Source organism: Myxococcaceae bacterium JPH2, assembly GCA_016458225.1.
Lineage (GTDB): Bacteria > Myxococcota > Myxococcia > Myxococcales > Myxococcaceae > Citreicoccus.
The window spans coordinates 53,472-74,603 of sequence record JAEMGR010000023.1 but is presented as its reverse complement, the minus strand read 5'-3'; the positions used below and the strand labels follow the sequence as shown (position 1 = coordinate 74,603).

At 70.4% G+C, this 21,132-nt stretch carries 18 protein-coding genes; 8 read left to right on the top strand and 10 right to left on the bottom strand.

The genetic code is table 11. The annotated features are described in order from the left end of the window. Positions 1-139: 139 nt before the first annotated feature. On the bottom strand, positions 140-928 hold the full coding sequence (locus tag JGU66_27970; protein ID MBJ6764624.1) for a hypothetical protein: 789 nt from the start codon (positions 926-928) through the stop codon (positions 140-142). A gap of 124 nt (positions 929-1,052) precedes the next feature. On the opposite strand from JGU66_27970, the gene JGU66_27965 reads away from it, so the two are divergent. Together JGU66_27965 and JGU66_27960 are read left to right on the top strand one after the other, a co-directional pair. After that, positions 1,053-1,712, top strand: a complete 660-nt coding sequence (locus JGU66_27965; GenBank protein MBJ6764623.1) for a hypothetical protein — start codon at positions 1,053-1,055, stop codon at positions 1,710-1,712. 427 nt (positions 1,713-2,139) lie between these two features. Next, positions 2,140-3,123, top strand: coding sequence for a pirin family protein (locus tag JGU66_27960; protein MBJ6764622.1), 984 nt, complete (start codon positions 2,140-2,142; stop codon positions 3,121-3,123). A gap of 26 nt (positions 3,124-3,149) precedes the next feature. Here JGU66_27960 and JGU66_27955 read toward each other — a convergent pair whose 3' ends face one another. Genes JGU66_27955 through JGU66_27940 form a run of 4 tightly spaced genes read right to left on the bottom strand, consistent with a single transcriptional unit; the run spans position 3,150 to position 7,106 of the window. Next, complete coding sequence (locus tag JGU66_27955) at positions 3,150-3,860, bottom strand: c-type cytochrome (GenBank protein MBJ6764621.1); 711 nt, start codon at positions 3,858-3,860, stop codon at positions 3,150-3,152. Next, positions 3,857-5,113 (bottom strand): hypothetical protein, encoded by a 1,257-nt coding sequence (locus JGU66_27950; GenBank protein ID MBJ6764620.1) that lies wholly within the window; start codon positions 5,111-5,113, stop codon positions 3,857-3,859. The genes JGU66_27955 and JGU66_27950 overlap by 4 nt, the downstream gene beginning before the upstream one ends. Next, positions 5,110-5,742 carry a hypothetical protein gene (locus JGU66_27945; GenBank protein MBJ6764619.1) on the bottom strand — a complete coding sequence of 211 codons (633 nt, stop codon included), beginning with the start codon at positions 5,740-5,742 and terminating at the stop codon, positions 5,110-5,112. The genes JGU66_27950 and JGU66_27945 overlap by 4 nt, the downstream gene beginning before the upstream one ends. Before the next feature lie 8 nt (positions 5,743-5,750). Then, positions 5,751-7,106 (bottom strand): exo-alpha-sialidase, encoded by a 1,356-nt coding sequence (locus JGU66_27940; GenBank protein MBJ6764618.1) that lies wholly within the window; start codon positions 7,104-7,106, stop codon positions 5,751-5,753. A gap of 163 nt (positions 7,107-7,269) precedes the next feature. Here JGU66_27940 and JGU66_27935 point away from each other — a divergent pair, with 163 nt between their 5' ends. Genes JGU66_27935 through JGU66_27920 form a run of 4 tightly spaced genes read left to right on the top strand, consistent with a single transcriptional unit; the run spans position 7,270 to position 12,065 of the window. Continuing rightward, positions 7,270-8,919: a hypothetical protein gene (locus JGU66_27935; GenBank protein MBJ6764617.1), complete on the top strand. Its 1,650-nt coding sequence runs from the start codon at positions 7,270-7,272 to the stop codon at positions 8,917-8,919. A gap of 32 nt (positions 8,920-8,951) precedes the next feature. Further along, positions 8,952-9,638, top strand: coding sequence for a class I SAM-dependent methyltransferase (locus JGU66_27930; GenBank protein MBJ6764616.1), 687 nt, complete (start codon positions 8,952-8,954; stop codon positions 9,636-9,638). A 30-nt stretch (positions 9,639-9,668) separates the two neighbouring features. Continuing rightward, positions 9,669-10,862, top strand: a complete 1,194-nt coding sequence (locus tag JGU66_27925; protein ID MBJ6764615.1) for a cyclic nucleotide-binding domain-containing protein — start codon at positions 9,669-9,671, stop codon at positions 10,860-10,862. Between the two features lie 15 nt (positions 10,863-10,877). Then, positions 10,878-12,065, top strand: a complete 1,188-nt coding sequence (locus tag JGU66_27920; GenBank protein MBJ6764614.1) for a cyclic nucleotide-binding domain-containing protein — start codon at positions 10,878-10,880, stop codon at positions 12,063-12,065. Between the two features lie 19 nt (positions 12,066-12,084). Here JGU66_27920 and JGU66_27915 read toward each other — a convergent pair whose 3' ends face one another. The 3 genes from JGU66_27915 to JGU66_27905 form a co-directional block, all read right to left on the bottom strand. Continuing rightward, a complete protein-coding gene (locus JGU66_27915; protein MBJ6764613.1) occupies positions 12,085-13,329 on the bottom strand; it encodes an SEC-C domain-containing protein in 1,245 nt (414 codons plus the stop codon). A 136-nt stretch (positions 13,330-13,465) separates the two neighbouring features. Continuing rightward, positions 13,466-14,656 (bottom strand): outer membrane protein transport protein, encoded by a 1,191-nt coding sequence (locus JGU66_27910; protein ID MBJ6764612.1) that lies wholly within the window; start codon positions 14,654-14,656, stop codon positions 13,466-13,468. A 30-nt stretch (positions 14,657-14,686) separates the two neighbouring features. Beyond that, on the bottom strand, positions 14,687-17,563 hold the full coding sequence (locus JGU66_27905) for a hypothetical protein (GenBank protein ID MBJ6764611.1): 2,877 nt from the start codon (positions 17,561-17,563) through the stop codon (positions 14,687-14,689). A 191-nt stretch (positions 17,564-17,754) separates the two neighbouring features. On the opposite strand from JGU66_27905, the gene JGU66_27900 reads away from it, so the two are divergent. After that, entirely contained in the window at positions 17,755-18,285 is a 531-nt protein-coding gene (locus JGU66_27900; protein MBJ6764610.1) for a hypothetical protein, read from the top strand. A 27-nt stretch (positions 18,286-18,312) separates the two neighbouring features. Here JGU66_27900 and JGU66_27895 read toward each other — a convergent pair whose 3' ends face one another. Next, positions 18,313-19,197 carry an OmpA family protein gene (locus JGU66_27895; protein ID MBJ6764609.1) on the bottom strand — a complete coding sequence of 295 codons (885 nt, stop codon included), beginning with the start codon at positions 19,195-19,197 and terminating at the stop codon, positions 18,313-18,315. 243 nt (positions 19,198-19,440) lie between these two features. Here JGU66_27895 and JGU66_27890 point away from each other — a divergent pair, with 243 nt between their 5' ends. Then, entirely contained in the window at positions 19,441-19,749 is a 309-nt protein-coding gene (locus JGU66_27890; GenBank protein MBJ6764608.1) for a CBS domain-containing protein, read from the top strand. 12 nt (positions 19,750-19,761) lie between these two features. Here the strand turns inward: JGU66_27890 and JGU66_27885 are convergent, their stop codons facing one another. After that, positions 19,762-20,955 carry an LLM class flavin-dependent oxidoreductase gene (locus JGU66_27885; GenBank protein MBJ6764607.1) on the bottom strand — a complete coding sequence of 398 codons (1,194 nt, stop codon included), beginning with the start codon at positions 20,953-20,955 and terminating at the stop codon, positions 19,762-19,764. Positions 20,956-21,132 lie beyond the last annotated feature (177 nt).

The window sequence follows — 21,132 nt, the reverse complement described above, 5'->3', positions numbered from 1 at the left end:
CTCACAGCATGCAGCCGGGGGGCCCACCGCCGCCACCCCCGCATGCCCTCCGCGCGCCTGGATGGCCCGAGAGGACAGGGCTCGCCTGGACGTGCACGACAGGAAGGTGGGACTTGGGGGTGATGTCGCGCGCGAGGATTCAGCCGCGCAGCAGTGTCTGGAGATTCTCGGCGAGCCACCGCCCGGCCGCGTCGCGCAGGGGGAAGTCCGCCTCGCGCTCATGGAACTCGGGGGAGTGCTCGGCGGCGCAGCGGCCCGACTCCGAGGGGGAGTCCGTGTCGGGCGCGGCGAGGTCCGCGTGGAGCATCGCGTGGAACACGAGGAAGTCCACCACGTAGGCCGGCACATGTGGCCGATCCAAGGCGGGGTGGATGCGAATCTCGCGCAGGCGCGCGTCGTAGCCACCCAGGTAGATGCTGCGGCGCTTGCGGCGCGCGGGCTTGCGAGCCCAGCCGAGGTCCACCTGCACCCGTCCCCCGAAGTAGGTGGTGCCGAGCCGCTCGGCCACGGCGCGCAGGTCGAAGCAGCGTCCGCGGGTGCGAAGCGGGGCGCCCGGGCGTCGTTCCCGGCGCAGGAGACCCTGGCGAGGATGGATGTAGTCCTCCAGGGCTTGTTGGGCCGCGCTGTCGCCGCGCCGCACATAGTCCGCCATCGCACACACGACGTCATCCGGTGCGCCGAGGAAGAGGTGATGCACGCGCAGGCGCAGGCCTTCTTCGACGCGGCGGTAGCTGACCAGCGTGGCGCGGTTGTCCGTGAGGCGCAGGTGGACCGGGACGCCGAGCGCGGCGGACATTCGCCGAGCCAGCTCCGCGGCCAGGGGCAGCGCGTCCTCGCGAGACGGCAATCGCGAGCGCACGGGCTCCGCGGCGCGAGCGGGCTCGGGCGCGTCGAACAGCGCGAGTTGCGAGGGCGACTGCGAGGGCATGCCCCTGCAAGGTAAGCCCGAGCCCCGGGTCCTGGCCAGACCGATGCGAGCCCCGCCGTCCCTGGAACCCCAAGGGAGGATGAGAGGCGGGAGCGGTGGGAGTCCTCGCCCGAGAGGTGTGACCGTGAGGCCCTGGCCCGAGGTGTTGAAGCCGCATGGCATCGCCGCCCTGGGGACTCCGGTGCGTCTGCCCGTCGACGCGGACCACGCGAGGACCGAGGCGCGGTTGAAGGAGAAGCTGCCGGAGCGCTACCGGCGCTTCTGCACCGAGCTGGGCACCGGGGAGACCTGGTGGAGTTGTGGGTTCCCTGGCACACGCGAGGCTTCTTCGATTCCCCCCGCGACATCCACACGCGGCTCACCTCGCGGGTCGACGCGAGCGGAGGCGCGCGCCAGTCATTGCCGGGCAACGCCATCCAACTGGGGCATGCGCTCCTCGGGGGGGCCGCCCGCTCCGCGCGTCGTCGGCGCCAGCAGCGCGGAGCTGTTCCTGGTGCCGGACGAGCCGACGGACCGAGATGCGTTCGCGCTCTACGCGCTGGACCACCGCACGCCCACGGGGACGCATCCCCGGCTGGTGAAGCTGGCCCAGTCCTTCTCCGCGCTGCTCCTGGAGGGCTTCGTGGGGAAGCGGCTGGCGCGGCTGCCTTTCACGCGCGCGCATCAGGAGGAACAGTTCGCGCCGGAGTTCCGTCCGCGCGAGCTGCCCGCGCCGTGGAGCGCGAGCGCGGTCTTGAGCGACTGGGCCCCCTGTCTGAACGCTGAAGACAGACAGCGACCTTGATGCATCCGTCCCTGCATGCAGAAGGGCGTCGCGAGCGTTTGTCGTGAGGCACGACCACGTGGGGCACGGTGCGTTCTCGTCGGCCAGATTCGTGTCCCGGGGCGCTTCACGGGAATCCTCGTGTTGACCACGGCACAGTGCCGCGCGGTCCCTGGGGCGTGTACCGCTGAGCAAGTGGGCGAGCGTGCCCGTGCTTCGGGGCTGCGGCGGCGCTTCGAGGCGGTTAGCCTGACGGGACGCGCGATGAGGCGCGACCCGAGGTAAGCCCGTGAGTCGAGTGTCCCGGAGAGAAGCGTTGCAAGGCCTGGCCGCCGTAGGAGCCACCGCCGCGGTCTCGGGCTGCTCGAAACATGCGGCGAGCAGTGAGGAGACGGCCATGAATCAACCAGCAATCCAGGACGCGGTGCGGGCCGTGACACCGCTCGGCATGATGTGGAAGACGCCCGACCCGTTCCTCTTCTGCGTCCACCACGACGACCGCTACCCTGCCGGCAACGAGCACATGGGGCCCGCGGCCTCGCTCGCCGGCCGAGACATCGGCCAGGACTTCGAGGGCCGCGATGGCTGGCGCATGTATCACGGCGAGACCGTCCCCGGTTTCCCCCAGCACCCCCACCGGGGCTTCGAGACCGTCACCATCGTGCGTCGCGGTGTGCTCGACCACTCCGACTCGCTGGGCGCGGTCGCGCGCTTCGGCGGTGGTGACGTGCAATGGCTCACGGCGGGCAAGGGCATCCTCCACTCGGAGATGTTCCCGCTCCTGCGGCGCGACGCCGCGAATCCGCTCGAGCTGTTTCAGATCTGGTTGAACCTGCCGCGCGTCGACAAGATGGTCGAGCCGCACTTCTCCATGTTCTGGAATGACACCATCCCCACCGAGGTCATCAAGGACGAGCGCGGTGGCGCGACCGAAGTGCGCATCATCGCGGGGCGACTCGGCGACGTGCGCGCGCCTCCGCCGCCCCCGAAGTCGTGGGCCCGCCGCGAGGACACCGACGTGGCCATCTGGACCGTCAAGATGAGCCCCGGCGCGCGCTGGACCTTGCCAGCCGCCTCGGCGGGTGTGCATCGCATGCTCTACTTCTTCCAGGGCGCCGCGCTCCGCGCCGCGGGCCGTGCCATCCCCGCGTCGAGCGCCATCGAGCTGCGCGCGGACCGCGACGTCATCCTCGAGAATGGTCCGGATGAGGCCGAGCTGTTGATGCTCCAGGGCCGCCCCATCCAGGAGCCCGTGGTCCAGCAGGGCCCCTTCGTGATGACCACGCGCGAGGAGCTGTATCAGGCGTTCATGGACTTCCGGCAGACCGAGTTCGGCGGTTGGCCGTGGCCCAAGAACGACCCCGTGCACGGCCGTGAGCAGGGCCGGTTCGCCCGGCACGCGGATGGTCGCGTCGAGAAGCCCACGACCTGAGGCGCGCGCCGGGCTCGGCCGGAGGACTACAGCTCCAGATAGGACAGCACCGCGCCGAGGTCCGCGTCCGAGAGGGCCTCGGTGCTGTAGGGCGGCATGTTGCCTCCCACGCCGAAGAACTGTCCGTGCCGGACCTTCTCGATGACGACCTTGGACTTGGGCACGCCGGGGAACACCGTGCCGTAGTCCTTCGTCACCTCGGGGAGGATGGAGGCCAGCTCCGTGAGCCGGCCCTTACCGGTGTGCAGCTCGCCGTGACACGTCTGGCAGGCCGCGCGGTACACCGTCGCGCCTCGGGTCGCGTCGCCGCGCGCCACCTCGTTGATGTCCTTCACGATGGTGAAGGGCAGCGCCGTGGCCTGCGCGTCCGGGCTGATCCGCACGAGGTACTCGTACAGCGAGCGGCTCATCGGGTCGTCCGGCTCCAGCTTCGACACGCCCCGCATGAAGTTGACGTAGCAGAAGTTCACCGAGTCCAGGAGGCGCGTCTCGTTGCCGCCCCACCAACTCGGCCGCGAGGCCACGTTGTAGAGCGAATATCCCGAGTCGATGCGCTCGGCCGGAGCCTGCGGCGTCGTCACGTGACAGGTGGCGCAGGAGAAGCGATTGAACGTGCTCTCCGACAGCCGCGCGTCGTGGAACAGCTCCTCGCCGAAGTCCGCCGCGCTCTTCTTCTCTTCCCCGCCACAGCCGACCAGCAGTCCGAGCAGCGCGGCGCCCCACATGAGGCGCTTCATGGCTGCCCCCGAATGATGCTCACCGAGTCCGGGAAGATGCCCATGGGCACCGTGGACACCACCTTGCCCTCCTTCAGGTCCACCACGAGCAGCGAGCCCGGGCCAATGTGGTCGCCCTCGCAGACAGCCAGGCCGTGCCGCTCGTCGGGCGTCAGGGTCAGCTGGTGCACGTTGAAGCAACCATCCTGTGAGAGCTGAATGGTGCGCAGCACCTGGGACGTGGCGGGGTCGATGACCGCGATGGCGTCCTCGCCTTGATAGGGCATGTACAGCGTCTTCCCGTCCGCGGTGAACACGCCGAACATCGGCGAGCCCCGCAGCGGAACCATGCGCTGCGCGTTCATTGTCCGCGTCTTGGCTTCGAGCACCTGCACCTGTCGGCTCGCCAGCGAGCTGACCCAGACATCGCCCGTGATGGGGGACATCGTCAGGGCATAGGGCTGGTGCCGCGGCGCGGTCGCCGTGCCCACTCCCGAGTCCGCCACCTTCACCCGCGTCGGGAGCGAGTTCTCCGTGGCGGGCAAGTCGACGATGGCCACTTCGTCCGACCAGCACGCGATGTAGGCCGTGCGCTCGTCGGCGGAGAGGCGCACCGCGTGCGGCGCGGGGCAGACCTTCAGCCGCGTCTTCACCGTCATGGAGTCCGCGTCGAGGATGACGAGCCGCGCGTCCATGTCGCGCTCGCTGCCGCCTTGTCGCGCGACGTCGGCGATGCGCAAGAGGTCGAAGTGCGTCTGGTACAGCGTCTTCCCATCCGCGCTGACGATGACGTCGCCCGGATTGCGGTCCACCCGCGTGGAGCCCACGATGCGGTTGTCCTCGGCCGACACCTTGAGGCAGTAGCCATCCGCCGTGCCAGTGCCGTGCGCGCCATGTGGCCCCGAGCCACCTCCCGGCACGTAGTTGGAGATGCCCACGTAGTAGTAGTCATTCTTCGGAGAGACGGCCGTGTGATGCGGCCCCTCCAACTCCACGGGGTTGAGGCCCACGGGCACGCGCTGCGCCTTGCCCCAGCCCGGCGTGCCTAGGCCCTCCATGTCCAGCAGGCTCAGCGAGTCATCCAGGCTGTTGGTGACGATGATGCGTCCCGCGGGCCCCGGCGGTGGAATCGTCGTGCCTCCGCGCATCCACGGCTTCGGCTCGGCGTACTCGAGCGCGGGCACCTTCAGCAGCCCGTCCGCCTCCGTCGCTGACTTCTCACAGGATGCCAGCGCCAGGGGCGCCAGCAATCCCAGCCATGCGCCGCGCCTCACTTCGCCATCCCCACGCGGAAGGTGACGGGCGTGGCGAGCTGATACGGGCCCTCGGTGATGCGGTTCTGCACCAGATAGGCGCTCGTCACCTGCACCGTGAGGTCCTTGCCCGCCACGTCGCGCAGCGTCTTCCACGTGGTGTCATCGAGCTGCCACTCCAGCTCGGACGTCAGCACCGCCACCGGGCACTTCTGGCCTGGCAGCTGGACCTGCACCCAGTACAGGTCGCCCGTGTAGGGCGGCAGGTGGGCCTCGGCGGTGGGCACCACCCAGTTCGCCACGCGGGCGAGGAAGGACGGGCCGCTCGCGCGTGGATGGCCCACGGTGGAGGGGCGCGTCTTCCCGGGGCGCTCCAGCGACGCGCGCAGCGGAGACGTCCACGTGAAGCGCGGCGCCGGGTCGCTCGCGGCGAAGGTCTGGCTTGGCTCGGGGGTGAGCAGCGTCACCGCGCGCGAGCTGTCCGCGGCCTTGTCCTTCGCGTCCACCAGGGCGCGCCAGGACTCGTCGGTGGCCTTGCCCGCGTAGAGGGGCTCGCCACATTCGTCGGTGGTGGGGGGATCGTCTTTTCCACAGGCGGTCAATGCCAATGCCGCGGCCGCGCAGGTGCTCCACAGGAGATGGTGGTTCATCGTCGTCCTCAGGGTTGTGGGTCCACACGCCGCCGGCCACGGCGCAACAATGAAATCGTGAGCAGAAGCAACGCGGCGGGGACCGCATTCCCGGACATGGCGCCGCAGCCGCTGGAGCTGGGTTTGGGGGTGGGCTCGTCCACCACCGGGCCCGCGTCAGGTGGCTGGGCGGACGTGCCCGCGTCGGTGCTGCCTCCGTCGGCGGTGCCTCCGTCCGGCGCTCCGTCGGGGTCGAGCGGCGCGAGGATCAACTGCGCGAGCTGCGGCCAGCGCGATGGACACAGCTCGTGCACGGGCGTTCCCGCCGGACACCGATAGGTGCCCTGCGTCTGATCCAGACTGTAGATGGGCTCCCAGGTGGTGCCCTCGTCCTGGCTGCGCGCCAGCGACCACTCATGCACCCAGGGCGAGCCGCAGCCGTAGAGGACCTCGCCCCGACGCAGCACGCACGCGTTGCCGCTGGGCAAGGGGAGCGGGACGAAGGGCGCGCCGCCCTGGCTGCGGAAGAACGTGTTGTACGTGCCCACCCAGGCCGTGCCGCCGTCCGCGGACAGGTCCATGTTCACGAAGGCGTCGTTCAGTCCCCCTTCGTTCAACGAGACGAAGGTGCGCCCGCCGTCGTCGCTGCGCAGGATGTACGTGAAGCCCTGCGCGGACACGCGCGCCCACACGCCCTCCGCGGACACGGGGCTGGTGGTGGCGAGCACGAAGTCATAGGGCCGCACGAGCGTGGGGAAGTTCTGCGGCAGCTCCTCCCAGGTCTCGCCCGCGTCGTCGCTGCGGAACAGCAGCATGCGCGTGGGCTCCTGCGCGGACGCATAGATGCGCCGAGGGTTCGCCGTGGACACGCGCACGGCGGAGAACAACGTGTTCGGGCGTTGCAGCGACAGCGCTCGCCACGTCTCGCCGCCGTCGTCGCTGCGATAGAGGCCGTTGCTCGCCGCCGTGGAGCGCCCCGTGGCGGCGTAGAACACCCGGTCATCCGTGGGGTGGACCGCGAGCGCCGTCACCCACGTGTCCTTGAAGTAGGGGTGCGTGCTCCAGGTGCAGGCTCCGTCCCCCGAGCGCAGGAGCGCGTTGCCCGTGGCGGCGAGCAGCTCGCCGGACTCACGCCACACGAAGGAGTCGGGCTTCCAGCCGCCGTAACCCATGGCCTCGGGGCAGACCCAGCGCCACGTCTGTCCGCTGTCTCGGGACACCACCGCGCCGAAAGTGGTTCCTACGAAGAAGTCCTCTGGGTGGCCTCGGCGCAAGGTGACGTTGGAGGTCTCCGGTAGCCCGGCGTGTGCCCGCACGCCGCTCGCGGCCAGGACGCAGGCCACCGAGAACAGCCTCCAGAAGGGCGCGATTCGATACGTCTTCATGCGCGAACTCCGAGGGCCCGGCCGACCGTGCCCCGCAAGATACCTCCGGAGCCACCACTTCATAGTGGGACTTGTTCTTCGTGGAATGCGCGATATGAGTTGATTGCAGGGCCGTTGAGCAGGCGTCGGGAGGGGGGCCGTCCCGGCAATGAGGAGTCCCGACATGGGCTGGAGGCGAGCCGCTGGGTGGGTGCTGCTCGGGAGCGTCTTGGGGATGGTCGCGTGCAGCAAGGGCACACCGCCCCAGCCGCCTCCACCCGCGCACGACGACGGAGGTACTGACGGAGGCCCCGACACGGACGCGGGCGTCGAGGAGGGCAACGCGCTGCTGGAGACGGGGGACTGGGACGACTTGGATCGCCTCGCGGTCTGTCGCCCCACGATGGACCCTGGCGTCGCCTGCGGCTCGCCCGACTTCTTCCTGGGGCCCTTGTGCAACGTGCGCTCGCTGAGCGACGTGGCCGTGCCCGCGCTGTACTCGGTGCGCATCAACTGGGACTTGCTGGAGCCCGGGGGACTCGTCGACAGCCTGCGGGTGGTGACGGATGGCGGCACGTCCACGCTCGGCACCGTGGCGTTGCCCGGGCAGGAGGTGGGGCCGGACCGGTTCTATCTGTCCACGCGTGAGGGATTGGAGGACGGCGGCTCCAGCACGCTCGCACTGTCGGGTTGTGAGTCCCATGCGCGTGGTCGCCGGCTGGTGGGGTGCTACGCGCGCTGCGCGAACGGCGAGCCCGTGCGGCTGGGCACCTTCGTGGCGGAGCGGTTGGTGCGCCGCGAGGGCGAGGCCGAGTCCTCGGGCATGGCGTTGCTCTCCGAGTCGCCGGTGGGGCGCGGGGACGCGATGGGGCTGCTCGTGTCCCAGGCGCATGCCTTCGTCGTCTCCGGGCCCGACGTGGCGCGCGGTGTCCCTGGCGGGCTGACTGTGTTTGACGTGAGCGACCGCGCCGCGCCCGTGCTTCGCGCGCACATCGATGCGCCCATGGGAGACACCTGGCGCGCCGTGGCGGCCCGAGACGACGTGCTCTACGTAGCCAGCAGCGCGGAAGGGGTCATCGCCTTCGACGTCAGCGCGCCGGCTCAGCCCCAACGGTTGTCCACGCTTCCGATGCTGGGCGCGGCGCCAGTGGATGCGCGCTCGGTCTGGGGTCAGGACGCGCGGCTGTATGTCTCCGTGGGCGCTCCCTTGGCGCGGACGCATGTGTATGACGTGAGCCAGCCGCGGGCCCCGCGCCTGCTGCAAGCGCTGAAGCTTGGCGGAGCGAACCCCGCGCTGCGCGAGCACCTCCCGGAGTCTGCCTTTTCCTTCGAGGGGCGGATGTATGTCAGCCACGGGCGAGAGGGATTGAACATCCTGGATGAGCTCAGCTCGCCCGCGCTCAATCCGTTGGGCCGCTACACCTATCCCGGCGCCACCAGCCACGCCGTGCGCGTGGGACGGTTCGGCGCGCGGCTCATCGCCTTCGAGGGCGGACAGGACTGGGCGGCGCACCTGCGGGTGCTGGACGTGACGAACCCCGAGCAGGTGTCACTGATTGGGGAGTACCGGCTGCGCACGCCTGTCTCCATCGGCGCGTTGGAGCTGCGCGGGACGACGCTCTACGTGGCCCACCATCAGGACGGCGTGCGCGTGTTGGATGTGTCAGTGCCGGAGCGGCCGAGGGAGCGGGCGTGGTTCAACTCGTTCTCGGCGGAGTACCCGGGCGCGGGCCACGGCTTCGTCGATGGGCTCGTGGCCGTGAGTGCGCCGGGCGACGGATATCTCTATACGGTCGACACGGCGCGCGGCCTCCTCATCTTCCGGGAGCCCTGATGCGCCCGTTCCCCTCGTCCTCGGAGCCCGCCATGTCCCATCGCCACTCCTCCTTCCCGCACCGCGCCCTGCTGGGGGGCACCTTGCTGCTGGGCGCGTGCTCGCATCCGCATCATCACGCGGAGCAGGCGCACGGCCCACAGATGCCGCACCGCTTCGAGGACGCGAACGCGTGGGCCGCGCGCTTCGACGACCCCGCGCGCGATGCGTGGCAGCAGCCGGACGCGGTGGTGGCGGCGCTCGCGCTGCCCGCGGACGCGAAGGTGGCGGATGTGGGCTCGGCGACGGGCTACTTCTCCGTGCGGCTGGCGCGCGCGGTGCCCCAGGGCCGTGTGTATGGCGTGGACATCGAGCCGGACATGGCGCGCTACCTGGGCGCGCGAGCGGAGCGCGAGGGCCTGACGAACCTCACGCCCGTGGTCGCCACGCCGGATGACCCGAAGCTGCCCGCGCCCGTGGACCTGGTGCTCGTGGTGGACACGTACCATCACATCTCGGACCGGCCCGCGTACTTCCGCCACCTCGCGGAGCATGGCCTGTCGCCCCAGGGGCGCCTCGCCATCATCGACTATCGCCTGGACTCGTCCCGCGGTCCGCCCGCCGAGCACAAGCTCGCGCCGGACGCGGTGCGCGCGGAGCTGGAGTCCGCGGGCTACCAGCAGGTGCGGTCCTTCGACTTCCTGCCCGAGCAGTACTTCCTGGTCTTCTCGCGGCGGTGACAACGATTCAGTTCCTCTGGGGGGAGTGACATGGCGGCAACCGCGGTGGGGTCCGACCGGGCCGGGATGGGCCTGGGGATTCGTGAAGTGGATGTCGTGGGCTCGGTGGGCACCCGCGTCGTGTGGGAGCCCGTGGTGCAGGGCGCGGTGGAGCAGGCCACGCGCGCCTACGAGTCCCTGGCGAGCGCGCAGCGGGAGCGCGTGCGGGAGGAGGCCATCCTGGCTTCGGCCGCGTCCCGGGCGACGCTGGTGGAGGTGATGCGGAGCGCCCGTGACTTCGCGGGCGCGGCGCGGTTGCTGGAGTCGCGAGGAGACGACGCGGCGGCAGCGCCCCTCTATGAGCAGGCCGGAGAGCTGCGACCCGCCGCCGAGGCGTGGCTGCGCGCCGGTGAGGAGGGCCGCGCGGCGGCGGCGTTCGAGCGAGGCGGCGTGCTGGAGCTGGCGCTGGAGCTGTACCGGTCGCAGCAGGCGCTGGAGTCCGTGGCCCGGGTGCTCACCCGCCTGCGTCGCCCCGGCGAGGCGGCGCGGGTGTACCGCGCGCTGGGCAACACCCACGCGGAGCTGGAGTCGCTGCGCGCCGTGGCCGCGGAGGACGTGGGGCGCCGGGACACGGTGCTGCGGATGAGCGCGCTGCTCGATGCGCGCGGCGACACCTGGCGCGCGCTGGTGCTCTTGGCCGACGCCGTGCGCGAGTCCCCTGACTCGGAGCTGCACGCGGAGCAGGCGCGGCTGCTGAGGCAATTGGGACTCGCCTCGCCGGCCGAGGGTGCGGTGGCGGCCGAGCGCACCCCGGCTCCGCCTGACGGCTACGAGTACCTGAAGGCCATCCCCATCTTCGGCGAGCTGCCCCTGGAGGACATGAAGGACCTCTACCGCGTGGCCCGGCCCATCGTGGTGCCCGAGGGCGTCGTCGTCATGGAGAAGGGCGCGCGCGGCACGGGGCTCCTGGTGTTGCTGGAGGGCATCGTGGATGTGCACGCGGGGCCGGGGCCGGACGCGCGCCGGCTCAACACGCTGGGGCAGGGCGCGTACCTGGGTGAGATTTCCCTCATCCTGGATGGGCCCACCTCGGCGCATGTCCGCGCGAGGACCGCAGTGCGCGCCCTCCGGGTGACGCATCTGGACTTCCAATCCTACCTGGACACCCATCCCGCGGCGGCGCTGCGCATCTATCGACTCTTCACGCAGAACCTCGCGGAGCGCGTGCGTGCGCTGAGCGCCTGAGCTACAGAGGCCCGCATGGCGGATACCCCTCCCCGCGCGGACCCGAGGACGCTGCAAGCGGTGCCCCTGGCCAGTGAGGCCCGCGTGGACGCGGCGCTCGCCGGAGGACCCGGTGAGGCGTCTCGGCTTCAGCGCGAGGCGGAGTCACTGGAGGCGCTCGGGCGTCACGCGGAGGCGGTCTCGGCGTTCGAGTCCGCGCTGCGCGCCTGGGTGAAGGACGGGGCGCTGTTGCGCGCGGCGGCCGCGTGGGTGTCCCTGCGGCGGCTCGGTGGAGACGCGGCGAAGCCAGCGCGCATGTTGGCGGAGCGCTTCGCCCTGGCGCCCGGCGCGACGCCCTCGGAGCCGGGGCTCGTGCCCGACGCGGGCGCGGTGTCCACCGTGCCCATCTTGTCCTGGGTGGATCGCGAGGCCTTCGTGGCGCTGCTGGAGGCGCTGGAGGTGCGCGCCTTCACGTCCGGCCGCGCGGTGGTGACCGAGGGCGCGCCGGGCGACTCGATGTTCGCCCTGGTGGATGGCACCGCGGAGGTGGCGCGCACACTCGAGGGCGGTGAGCGCAAGGTGGTGGGCACAGTCTCCGCGGGAGACTTCTTCGGCGAGTTGGCGCTCGTGTCCGAGGGGCCTCGGCTGGCCAGCGTCGTGGCCACCTCGCGCGCGGTGCTGTTGGAGCTGACGCGCGCGCGCGTGGAGGCCGCGGCCGTGAAGCACCCGACGGTGGCCACTGCCGTGCAGACCTTCTTCCGGCGCCGCCTGGTGGAGAACCTGCTGCGCAGCAGTCCGCTGCTCAGCCCGCTGTCGCCCGCGCAGAAGCAGGCGGTGGCGCGCGAGTTCGACCTGCGCGCCGTGCCCGCGCGACAGGTGCTCCTCACGCAAGGTCAGCCGGGCGATGCCTTCTACCTGTTGCTGCGCGGCCAGTGCCGGCCGTACCTGGAGCAGGCCAGCGGCAGGAAGGTGGCCCTGCCAGACCTTCGCGAGGGTGACGTCTTCGGTGAAATCTCGCTGCTGCTCGACAAGCCCGTGTCCGCCACGGTGCGCACCGAGTCCGACTGCGTCCTGCTGCGGCTGGACCGAGGCGCCTTCGAGCGGCACATCCTCAGTCAGCCGGGCATGAAGGGCATGCTGATGCGCATGGGCACCGAGCGCCTCCAGCGCACCGCGCGGCTGTTGTCCGGCCGCGAGCTGCTGGAGGGCGACCTGCGCGTGTGACGCCGCGCGACGCCGAGCTTCAGGGCGTGGCGCTGTCGTCCAATCGGATGGGGTGCGCGCGCAGCCACTCCTGCGCGCGGCGCACGCGGTCCGCGGCGGCGGGACGTCCCTGCGTCTCCAGCAGCGCGCGGTAGGGCTCCAGGCTCTCCGCGGTCCACGCGGGCAGCGCCTTGAGGTCCGCCAGCGCCACCAGTTCCTCGGCGGTGCGGCCCCGGGCCTCCTGGCGCGCGGTGAGCAGCGCGGCGAGCACCATGCGCGCGGGCTCGGCCTCGAACGCGATGGCCGCGTCGCTGAACGCCGCGCGCGTCGCCTCGTCCGCGGCCGGGTTCTTCGCCTCGGCGTGCAGCCGGTCCACCAGGTGCTGGAGGAAGTCGTCGTCGACGGCGCCCTTCACGGCGCGCAGCAACGCCGCCACCACCTCGCGCCGGCCCTCGGGGTTCGCGGGCGGAGACTTCATGGCGCGCAGGGGCTCCCAGAGGACACAGGTGAGCCACAGCTCCTCCTCGGGGGCGAAGACGGAGGGCGTCGTCGGCTCTCGCAGCCGCGCCTCGACGCGGGCGGCGCGCTCCTTCGCCTCGCGGGCGATGCGCTCGGACAGGGCGGGGTCCGACTGCACCTGCTCCACCAGCGCTTCCACGTGCGAGTCGTCCATCGCGCCCGCGAGCGCCTCGTACTTGCGCGCCAGCTCCGCGTGACGCACGCACCACTCGCGGAACTGCACGTCGAACACCACGTCCAGCACCGGGTTGTTCTCCGGACGCACGCGGCCCGTCTTCTTCGCGGCGGTGGCCAGCAGCGCGCCCACGCTCAGCGCCTGACGCTCCTCGGGCGTCGAGGCTCGCGAGGCCCGCGTCAGCAGCACGGCGCCCAGCTTCTCCTGGAACGCGCGGGTGCCCAGCGCGCGCAGGGTGCCCACGGACAGCTCGTGCCTCGCCGCGGCGGCGTCCTGGTTCGCGCGCTCCGCCAGGCGGGCCAGCTCCTTGCCCACGTGCGCGTCGAAGTCCTTCGCCTCGAAGCGCAGCCCGGCCACGGGGCCCGCGTCCGCCAGCAGCGCGCCCAGCCGCTCCAGCGCGGCGGACAGCTTGGACACGTCCGGATCCGACAGCAGCGCGAGCGCGCCCTGGAGGTCTTCCGAGAGGGGACTGGAGGCCGGGGGCGGAGGCGGCGCGGCCTTCGCGCGGTCCTCGGCGGCGTGGCAGGCCTTGTACTTCTTGCCGCTGCCGCAGGGGCATGGGTCGTTGCGACCGGGCTTGGTGGTGCTCACGGCGGCGCACCGTAGCGCCCCGCCCGGCCCCGCGTCTCGGGCAGCGCGGCCCAGGCGCCAGAAAGCAGACGCCCGGGCCCCTCGCGAGGAGGAGCCCGGGCGCCGGGACTTCACAGGGGCGAACGTCGCCCCGCGATTACATCGAGTAGCCGAGCGTCAGGCCGAACACGTGCGCCGTACCGGAGTACGTGCCGCTCATGCCCGGGGACGTGCTCTCCTTGTCGGAGAGCGCGACGAACTGGTAGCCGAGGTCCGCGCGGAAGGGCTTGAACTGATAGCCCACGCCCGCCGTCACCTTCAGGCGGTTCGCGTCCGGCAGGTCCGGCGTCAGCGTGCTGTTGGGGCTCGGCGACGGGTCGTAGACGAAGCCCAGGCGAACCTGGAGGTCCTGCGTCACGCCGTACTCACCGCCGAGGCTGTACTTCCACCGCGCCCGCCACTTCTTCGGCACCGGGTTGTCGATGGCCGGGTTCTCGAAGTGGATGGCCAGCTCGGAGAAGGTGGACCAGTCCACCCAGCTCGCGTCCGCCGCGATGAGCAGGCGGTCCATGGGGGAGTAGGCCAGACCCGCCGTCACCGTGGACGGCAGCGTCACGTCGGCCGTGGCCTTCTGGTCCTTCAGCAGGGACTGGAACTCCGTGGGGATGTTCTGGAAGTCCGCCTTGCCCTTGAAGCCAATCTTCACCGCGCTGCGGTAGTGAAGACCCATCTTCAGGTTGTCCAGGATGCTGGCCTGCACGCCGACGTTGAAGCCGGAGCCCCAGTCCGCGCCACCCAGGTGGATGGTGCCCTCGCTGTTCACGAAGTTGAGCTGGCGGCGCAGGTCGATGGTGGCCCGAGCGATGTCGAGGCCCACACCGAAGCGGAAGCGCGGGTGCAGCTCATACGCGAACGTGGGGTTGATGTAGTACGTGGCCAGGGCGGACTCGTGGCCGCGGAAGCGGCCCACGAAGTCATCCACCCAGCGGCTGCGCGCGCCGTAGGGCGTGAACACGCCCACGCCGAACGCGGCCCTGTCGAAGGGCTTCGCCACGATGAACAGGTGCGGCGGCGGCGACAGCGTCGTCTTCTGGCCCTGGCTGGCGGACGCGCCCACCGGGGTGAAGTTGATGCTGGGCAGGATGCCCGTGTCGCCCAGCGTGATGTCCAGCTTGTTCACGCCGACGATGTTCGCCGCGTTGCTGTAGATGGCGGATGAGTCATCCAGCCATGCGGTGGCGGCCGAGCCCATGCCTGTCGCGCGGCCGCTGTGGGTGTCGATCTGAAAACCCGCCGCCTGGCTGGCGCCAGCCGCGAGCAGGGTGACGAGGGAGAGTGCTTTCTTCATGATGGTGTGATTCCTCTCTCGCGTGCGCCGCTACTGCGGAGCCGCCACGGTGCCCGTGTTCAGGAAGCCGACGACCTGGGCCTGCGCCTTGCCCGCGATGGACCCAAGGTCCGGCCGCAGCAGGAACCCGTGGTACTTCGTCTGGCTGTTGGCCGGGATGTCCGAGTAGTTGGCCGGGTCGAACATGTACGCCGCCACCGTGCGCGGAGCCTTGTCGCCCCGGTTCGCCGCGTTCACCAGCGCCAAGGAGGCCTCGTTCGGGATGGTCATGTCGCCCTTGATGGTCTGCACCATCACCGCGCGGTTGGCGTGCGCGTTCGGCGCGTTCATCAGGGAGTAGGCGTAGTTGCGCGCGTCAGCCGGGTCCAGGATGGTGTTGGCCAGGACGATGAACTGATCGAACGCCGGCGTGCCCGGGTCGATGCCCTGCGAGTGCAGGAGGCCGATGAAGCCGTCCTTCACGGTCGCGAAGCTCGGCGAGGTCATCAGGATGTTGACCAGGTCGCCGCCCGCCACGTTCAGCACCGCGTGCTGGATGTTCGGCGAAGACGCCGTGGACATCGTGCCCATGATGCCGCCGAGGCTCTGACCCACGAAGTGGATCTGCGAGCCGTCCAGCTTGTCCGCGCCGGTGAGGGCGCCCACGCGCTGGTTGATGTTGCCCGGGCTGGTGGCCTGCAGGATGCGAATCACCTGGCCCATGTCGATGATGTGCTGGCGGAAGTGGTCGCGCGTGGCGAACAGGTTCACCGTGTCCAGGAAGTTCCAGCCCGAGACGGCCGGGTTGAACGTGCCGCCCTCGCACAGGCCGCCGGTGACGGCGCCCGTGTTGTCACGCTGCGCGATGCAGCGGCCCTTGTTGGCGGCCGAGCACACCATGTCGCCCACGCCCGGGGTCGGGTCGCAGACATCCGACTGGGTCCGCGCGATGCAGCGGCCGTAGCTCGGGTTGGTGGCGTAGCTGCCGGAGGTGTCGCACTTCTGGGTGGCCGGGTCGGCGCAAGCACCGTCCTGCGGCGCGCCGCCCACGTTGAAGCCGATGCACGAGATGCGGTCGCCGTGGAACGGAGCGTCGATGGCGATGGTCGCGTAGCCCGCGGCGCCCAGGCTGCCGGCGATGGCCTTCATGGACTCGCGGTTGCCCGTCAGGCCGTGGGCGAAGATGACCACGGGCCAGCCGTTGGCGGGCATCGTGGTGCCCGCGGGGGGCAGCGTCAGGTAGAACGGCGCGAACTCACCGCGCAGCTTGGTGGGGTCCGGGTTGAACGTGCCGCGCGGATCCGTCAGCAGGTTCGGGATGATGAGCTCGCCCGCGTAGAGGCGCGCGTTGAGGTTCGCGGGCGGGTTGGGCGCCAGCTGGAGCGCGAGCGGAACGTTGGGCAGCTGCGCGGGCGGGATGGACGCGGGCAGCGTGTGGAGCTGCTGGGCCACGCTGTTGATGCTCTGCGTGGTGAACGTCCAGGCCAGCGCGACCTGCGAGCGCTTGATGCCGGCCTTCTCGAGGTTGTCGAACAGGGGCTTGAAGGCCTGGCGCAGGGGCTCCACGGCCTTGGCGCTCTCGTCCGGGATGCCATTCACCTGGCTCTTGCCGTTGACGTAGACCGGGTTGGCCAGACGCATCAGCGCGAAGGCGCCAGCGGGGGCCACGCGGCGGCCGAGCGTGTTCTTCAGGCCGGTGGTGAGCACCGCCCCGTACTGGGTGGCCTCATCCAGGGGCGCCTGGGGAACGAGCTGCAGCTGCTGCGGCGAGGTGGACGTGCCGGAGGCCGGCTTGCTGCTCGCGCAGTTGATGCACGGGGTGACGGAGGGCGGGGTTCCCTTGTCGGTGTTGGTCAGCTTCAGGAACTTCACGCCCGTGGCCAGCGTGGCCTCGTCCAGCGCGCCCATGTCGATGGCGCCCTTGGTGTCGCTGTTCTCGGAGATGATGGGGCTGGTCGTGGAGAAGCCGTCCAGGGTGTTCAGACCCTGCACCAGCTGCGACTGCAGACCCGTGCCCGGGGGAACCGGAAGGTTCAGGTGCGCGGGCGTGCCCGTCTTGGGGTCGGCCGGCGCGCGGACCAGGTCGTTCGGGAAGGGGATGATGCTCGCCGTCGGGTCGAACGTCGCCTCGGGCTGGTTGGTGATGGTGAACGTCCAGAGCAGGACGATGTCCTCGCGCTTGATGCCCTGGGCCACCAGCGCGCCGATGAGCGGCGAGTAGGCGCGGCGGATCTGCTCCAGCTTCAGCGCGCTCGCGGTCTGGTCGGCCAGCTTCTCGGCCGGGTTGGTCTTGGAGGAGGGGATGATCTCCGTGGCGGGACCACAATCCGGAGCGGTCAGGTCCTCACACGTGACCAGCGACTTGGGCGAGCTGACAAATGCCCAGGTGCTGGAGGCGATGACGTTCTTGCCGTCCAGCGTCTTCAGGCCGTGCTCGCCGCCGATGAGCGCCACCGCGTAGCGGCCGCCCTTGGGCCAGGCGTTGGCCTTGGTCTTGGCGTCCTGCGGGATGATGTTGATGTAGCCCGTGTCCGGGTTGTAGCCGATGAGCGGGTCGATGGCCGCCGTCTCGAGCGGCGTCCCCTTGTAGAGGTCGATGATCTTCACGGTGTTGGCGTTCACCGAGAAGGGATCGAGGTTCGCCACCTTCGTGTTGGCGATCGCCGTCGGCGGGAAGCCGTTCAGCGTGTTCAGGTAGTCCCGCGTGAACTCCTGCTGCGCCGCCGGAGCCTTGGGGTCGATGGGCGCGTTGACCAGTCCGGTCTTCTGGTCGATCGCCAGGTCATTGGGGGATGGAACGATGGCCGGCGATGCAGCCGGATTGAACTCTGCCAGGCCAACGGCTTGGGGCTCTGGATCCTGAGCAACCTCAGGGTCACAGGCCGCGGCGCCCAGGGCCAGGGCCCCGACGAACAACAGCTTTTTCATGGTAGGAGTTCCCCTCCAAGGTGAACTGCTGGAAACAAGTTGTTGCGTACCACGTCCCGTCGTACGCCGAAAGCGAAGGGACTTGACGCGTCGAGTCAGACGTGTCGCTGCCCCGCCGGCCGCTCGCGCGGCACGTGCGGGTGTGGATCGCGCGAGTGACGGCGGGGCCGGTTACGCTCGCGCGCATGCGCATGAAACATCTGCTGAGTGTCGTGGTGCTGATGACGGCGTCGCTGGCCCACGCGGAAGAAGCGGGAGGGCTTACCTGGAGTGCGCCCGCGGAGTGGGCGGTCCAGCCGGCTCGGCCCATGCGGGCGGCGACGTACAAACTGCCCGCGGCGAAGGGTGACGCGGAGGGGGCGGAGCTGGCGGTGTTCTATTTCGGCGCCGGCCAGGGCGGGGCGGTGGGGGACAACGTGAAGCGGTGGCTGGGGCAGTTCCAGCGGCCGGATGGCACGTCGGTGGAGAAGGACGCCAAGACGAAGACGGAGAAGATCAACGGCCTGAGCGTCACCACGGTGGACGTGAAGGGCACGTACGCCGGCGGCGGCCCCATGATGGGGCCCTCCGCGCCGAAGCCGGGTTACCGGCTGCTGGGGGTCATCGTCGAGGGCGCGGAGGGGCCGCTGTTCTTCAAGCTCACCGGCCCGGAGAAGTCGGTGGCCGCCGCGGAGAAGGGCTTCCGCAAGCTGGTGGAGTCGGTGAAGTCCGCGAAGAAGTAGGCGCGGATCCGCTCCGCGCTTCCTGCCTCAGCGCTTCTTGTTGGGCGTGGTGCCCTTCACGGGCTTGAGCACCGCATGCGTCGCGGGCGCCTGGGCCGCCGCCTTCTTCATCGCGGCGGGCACGGGCTTCTTGGCCAGGTCTGGCATCAGGAGGATCTCGATGCGGCGGTTGCGCGCGCGCCCCTGCGGCGTGGCGTTGGGGGCCACCGGACTCATCTCGCCGTAGCCCGCGGCCACCAGCCGGCGCGCGGGCACGCCGCCAGACTCCTGGAGGGCGCGCACCACCGTCACCGCGCGCGCCACGGACAGCTCCCAGTTGGTGGGGAACGTCGCCTTCAGCTTCTCGGAAGGCGGCGAGTCGTCCGTGTGTCCCGACACCTGGATGACCTTGTCCTCCACCTTCGCCAGCACCGCGCCCAGGCGCGTGAGCACCTCGCCGCCGCGCTTGCTGATGCTCGCGTCTCCCGAGTCGAAGAGAATCTTGTCCACCAGGTCCACCTGGATGCGACCGCCCGCCTGGGAGACGCGAATCTCCCCGTTGGCGATCTCCTTCTTCATCTTGTCCTCGAGGTCCTCATAGGTGGCCTTGAGCTTGGCCAGCTCCGCCTCCTGCTCCTCCACCGTCTTGGTGAGCTGGTCCTTCTCGGCGGACAGCTTGGTGTGCTCGGACTCCAGCGAGGCCAGCTTCTGCGTCAGCTCTTCGCGGGCCTTGTCCGCGGCCTGCGCGCGATCATGCGCCACGCGGGCCTCGGCCTCCGCGGTCTCCGCGCGCGCCTGCGCGTCCTTGGAGGACCGGTGCGACAGCCACAGCGTCACGCCGCCAAGCAGGACCACGAGCGCCGTCACGAGCCAGGGCACCCACGCGCGTCCACGCTCGGACGGCAGGGGGTACTGCTGGGCATGCTCCTCCATGTCTCGACCTCTCAAGGGGGGATGGGTGCCGAACACCCTAGCGGGAGCGCGGGGGTGTGCCTCAAGGCAGTGCGGGTGCGTGGAGGTATCTCGAAGTTCAACGTTGCACCTGGAGCGCACGGCCGATGTTTCACGGCGCACAGTCCGCGGTGTTCGCGCGCTCGCGCCCGGGTGCGCGGCAAGCCCCTTGCTTTGGTGGGGCGCCAGCGCTCCCTGCGCTCACCCTGGAGGAAGTCCGTGTCGATGTGCAGCAGTCCCGAGCTGGATGCCTATGTGTCTCGCGCCGTGACGCTCTTTCCCGAGGACACCGTCTTGGGGGCGCTCCAGCTGATGTATCGCCATGGGGCGCGGGTGTTGCCCGTGGTGGATGGGACGCGAGGCGAGCTGTTGGGCGAGGTGACGCTGGACGAACTGCACCGACTGTCGCGGCGACTTCCGCTCGCGCGCATGGCTGAAATTCTGACCGCGAAGGCGCGCGCCGCTCGGGAAGAAACGACCGAAGCCGAGGAGGAGGACCATTCGGGTGACTCCTCCTCGGTGGGGTGGCACTGAAGCCGCGCGCGACTACGGACGCGCGGGCGTGTGGAACTCCGGGATGAGTTCACCCGTGAGGCGGATGCTCTTCATCACCGCGTCGTGGGACAGCGCGCCCACTTGATGGAAGGTCATGAGCGCGTCGATGCCCAGCCCTTCGTAGTGCCGCAGCCGCTTGCGCACCTGGTCCTTCGTGCCCACGAGCAGGGACTCCTGCGCGCTCAGCACGTTCCAGATTTCTTCGTCCGGAACCTTCTCTCCGGACATGACCCGGCCGAGCAGTCGCTGCGCCTGGGACTGCGGCGCGTGCGGATCCTTCTGGCGCAGGTACTGGCCGGTGAGGCCGCCTCCCGCGGGGTCCTTGGCCAGCGCCTCCAGCTCGGCGGCGGTGCGGATGAAGAGGTCCTTGGCCTCGAAGAAGGTGAACGAGCCGGTCGTGTACCAGGCCGCGGCGCGCGCGGCGCCGTTCTCCATGGCCTCGCGCTCGCTGTCCGCGCAGTGCACGAAGGTGAAGAAGGCGACCTGGTCGTTGACGAACTCACCCACCGGCTCGCAGCGCGTGCGCAGCGCCTCGCGATACAGGTGGATCATCTCCGCCACTTCCTCGGGCGATGCCCACAGCGTCACGCCGAGCGCGCCCACGCCGTTGCGGCCCGCCTGCTCGAACGAGGCCGGGCTGGAGCACGCCTGCCACAGCGGCGGGTGGGGCTTGCGGTAGGGCTTGGGGATGACCTGCACGTCGCGCAGCTGGTAGTCCTGGCTCTCCCAGGAGAAGCGCTCCTGCGTCCACATCTTGGGAACCATCTGGAACGCTTGCTGGAGCTGGTCGCGCGTGCGGTCCGGGTCGATGTTGAAGACGCGCCACTCGGGCAGTGTGCTGCGCGCCAGACCGAGCTGGAAGCGCCCGCCGCTCAGGTGGTCGAGGAAGGCGGCGCGCTCGGCGATGCGGATGGGGTGGTTGAAGCGTCCGGGTGCGAGCACCGACGCGTGGCCCACGTGCAGGTTGCGCGTGCCCATCGCGATGGCGGTCAGCATGCACTCGGGCGCCGAGCTGTAGCTGAACTCCACCGCGGTGTGGTGCTCGACCTGCCACCACACGCCGTACCCCATCTCATCCGCCAGCCTGGCTTGCGCGAGTGTTTCCTGGATGAGGTCGTGCTCGTGGTTGGGACCGCTCCACCGCTCCTTCGGGTGCTGCATCTCCGAGAAGATATCGAGTCGCATGGCGTACACCCCCCCGCGCGGATGCGCGTGTCACGGGTGTATCGCGACCAAGCTGGCGCAAGCGAGGGGGCTTTGTCGCAGCGTCTGTTTCAACAGTGACGCGCGGGTGGCTGACGGCTCGCACCCGCGGGCGGGCTGCAATCCCACCGCCCGGCCACAGCCTGTGGGGGTGGCCCC

Coding starts and splice junctions, on each gene's coding strand:
- JGU66_27955 (MBJ6764621.1), bottom strand. CDS start 3,860: ATGAAGCGCCTCATGTGGGGCGCCGCGCTGCTCGGACTGCTGGTCGGC.
- JGU66_27940 (MBJ6764618.1), bottom strand. CDS start 7,106: ATGAAGACGTATCGAATCGCGCCCTTCTGGAGGCTGTTCTCGGTGGCC.
- JGU66_27900 (MBJ6764610.1), top strand. CDS start 17,755: ATGAAACATCTGCTGAGTGTCGTGGTGCTGATGACGGCGTCGCTGGCC.
- JGU66_27920 (MBJ6764614.1), top strand. CDS start 10,878: ATGGCGGATACCCCTCCCCGCGCGGACCCGAGGACGCTGCAAGCGGTG.
- JGU66_27925 (MBJ6764615.1), top strand. CDS start 9,669: ATGGCGGCAACCGCGGTGGGGTCCGACCGGGCCGGGATGGGCCTGGGG.
- JGU66_27945 (MBJ6764619.1), bottom strand. CDS start 5,742: ATGAACCACCATCTCCTGTGGAGCACCTGCGCGGCCGCGGCATTGGCA.
- JGU66_27905 (MBJ6764611.1), bottom strand. CDS start 17,563: ATGAAAAAGCTGTTGTTCGTCGGGGCCCTGGCCCTGGGCGCCGCGGCC.
- JGU66_27890 (MBJ6764608.1), top strand. CDS start 19,441: ATGTGCAGCAGTCCCGAGCTGGATGCCTATGTGTCTCGCGCCGTGACG.
- JGU66_27930 (MBJ6764616.1), top strand. CDS start 8,952: ATGTCCCATCGCCACTCCTCCTTCCCGCACCGCGCCCTGCTGGGGGGC.
- JGU66_27895 (MBJ6764609.1), bottom strand. CDS start 19,197: ATGGAGGAGCATGCCCAGCAGTACCCCCTGCCGTCCGAGCGTGGACGC.
- JGU66_27960 (MBJ6764622.1), top strand. CDS start 2,140: ATGATGTGGAAGACGCCCGACCCGTTCCTCTTCTGCGTCCACCACGAC.
- JGU66_27935 (MBJ6764617.1), top strand. CDS start 7,270: ATGGGCTGGAGGCGAGCCGCTGGGTGGGTGCTGCTCGGGAGCGTCTTG.
- JGU66_27885 (MBJ6764607.1), bottom strand. CDS start 20,955: ATGCGACTCGATATCTTCTCGGAGATGCAGCACCCGAAGGAGCGGTGG.
- JGU66_27970 (MBJ6764624.1), bottom strand. CDS start 928: ATGCCCTCGCAGTCGCCCTCGCAACTCGCGCTGTTCGACGCGCCCGAG.
- JGU66_27910 (MBJ6764612.1), bottom strand. CDS start 14,656: ATGAAGAAAGCACTCTCCCTCGTCACCCTGCTCGCGGCTGGCGCCAGC.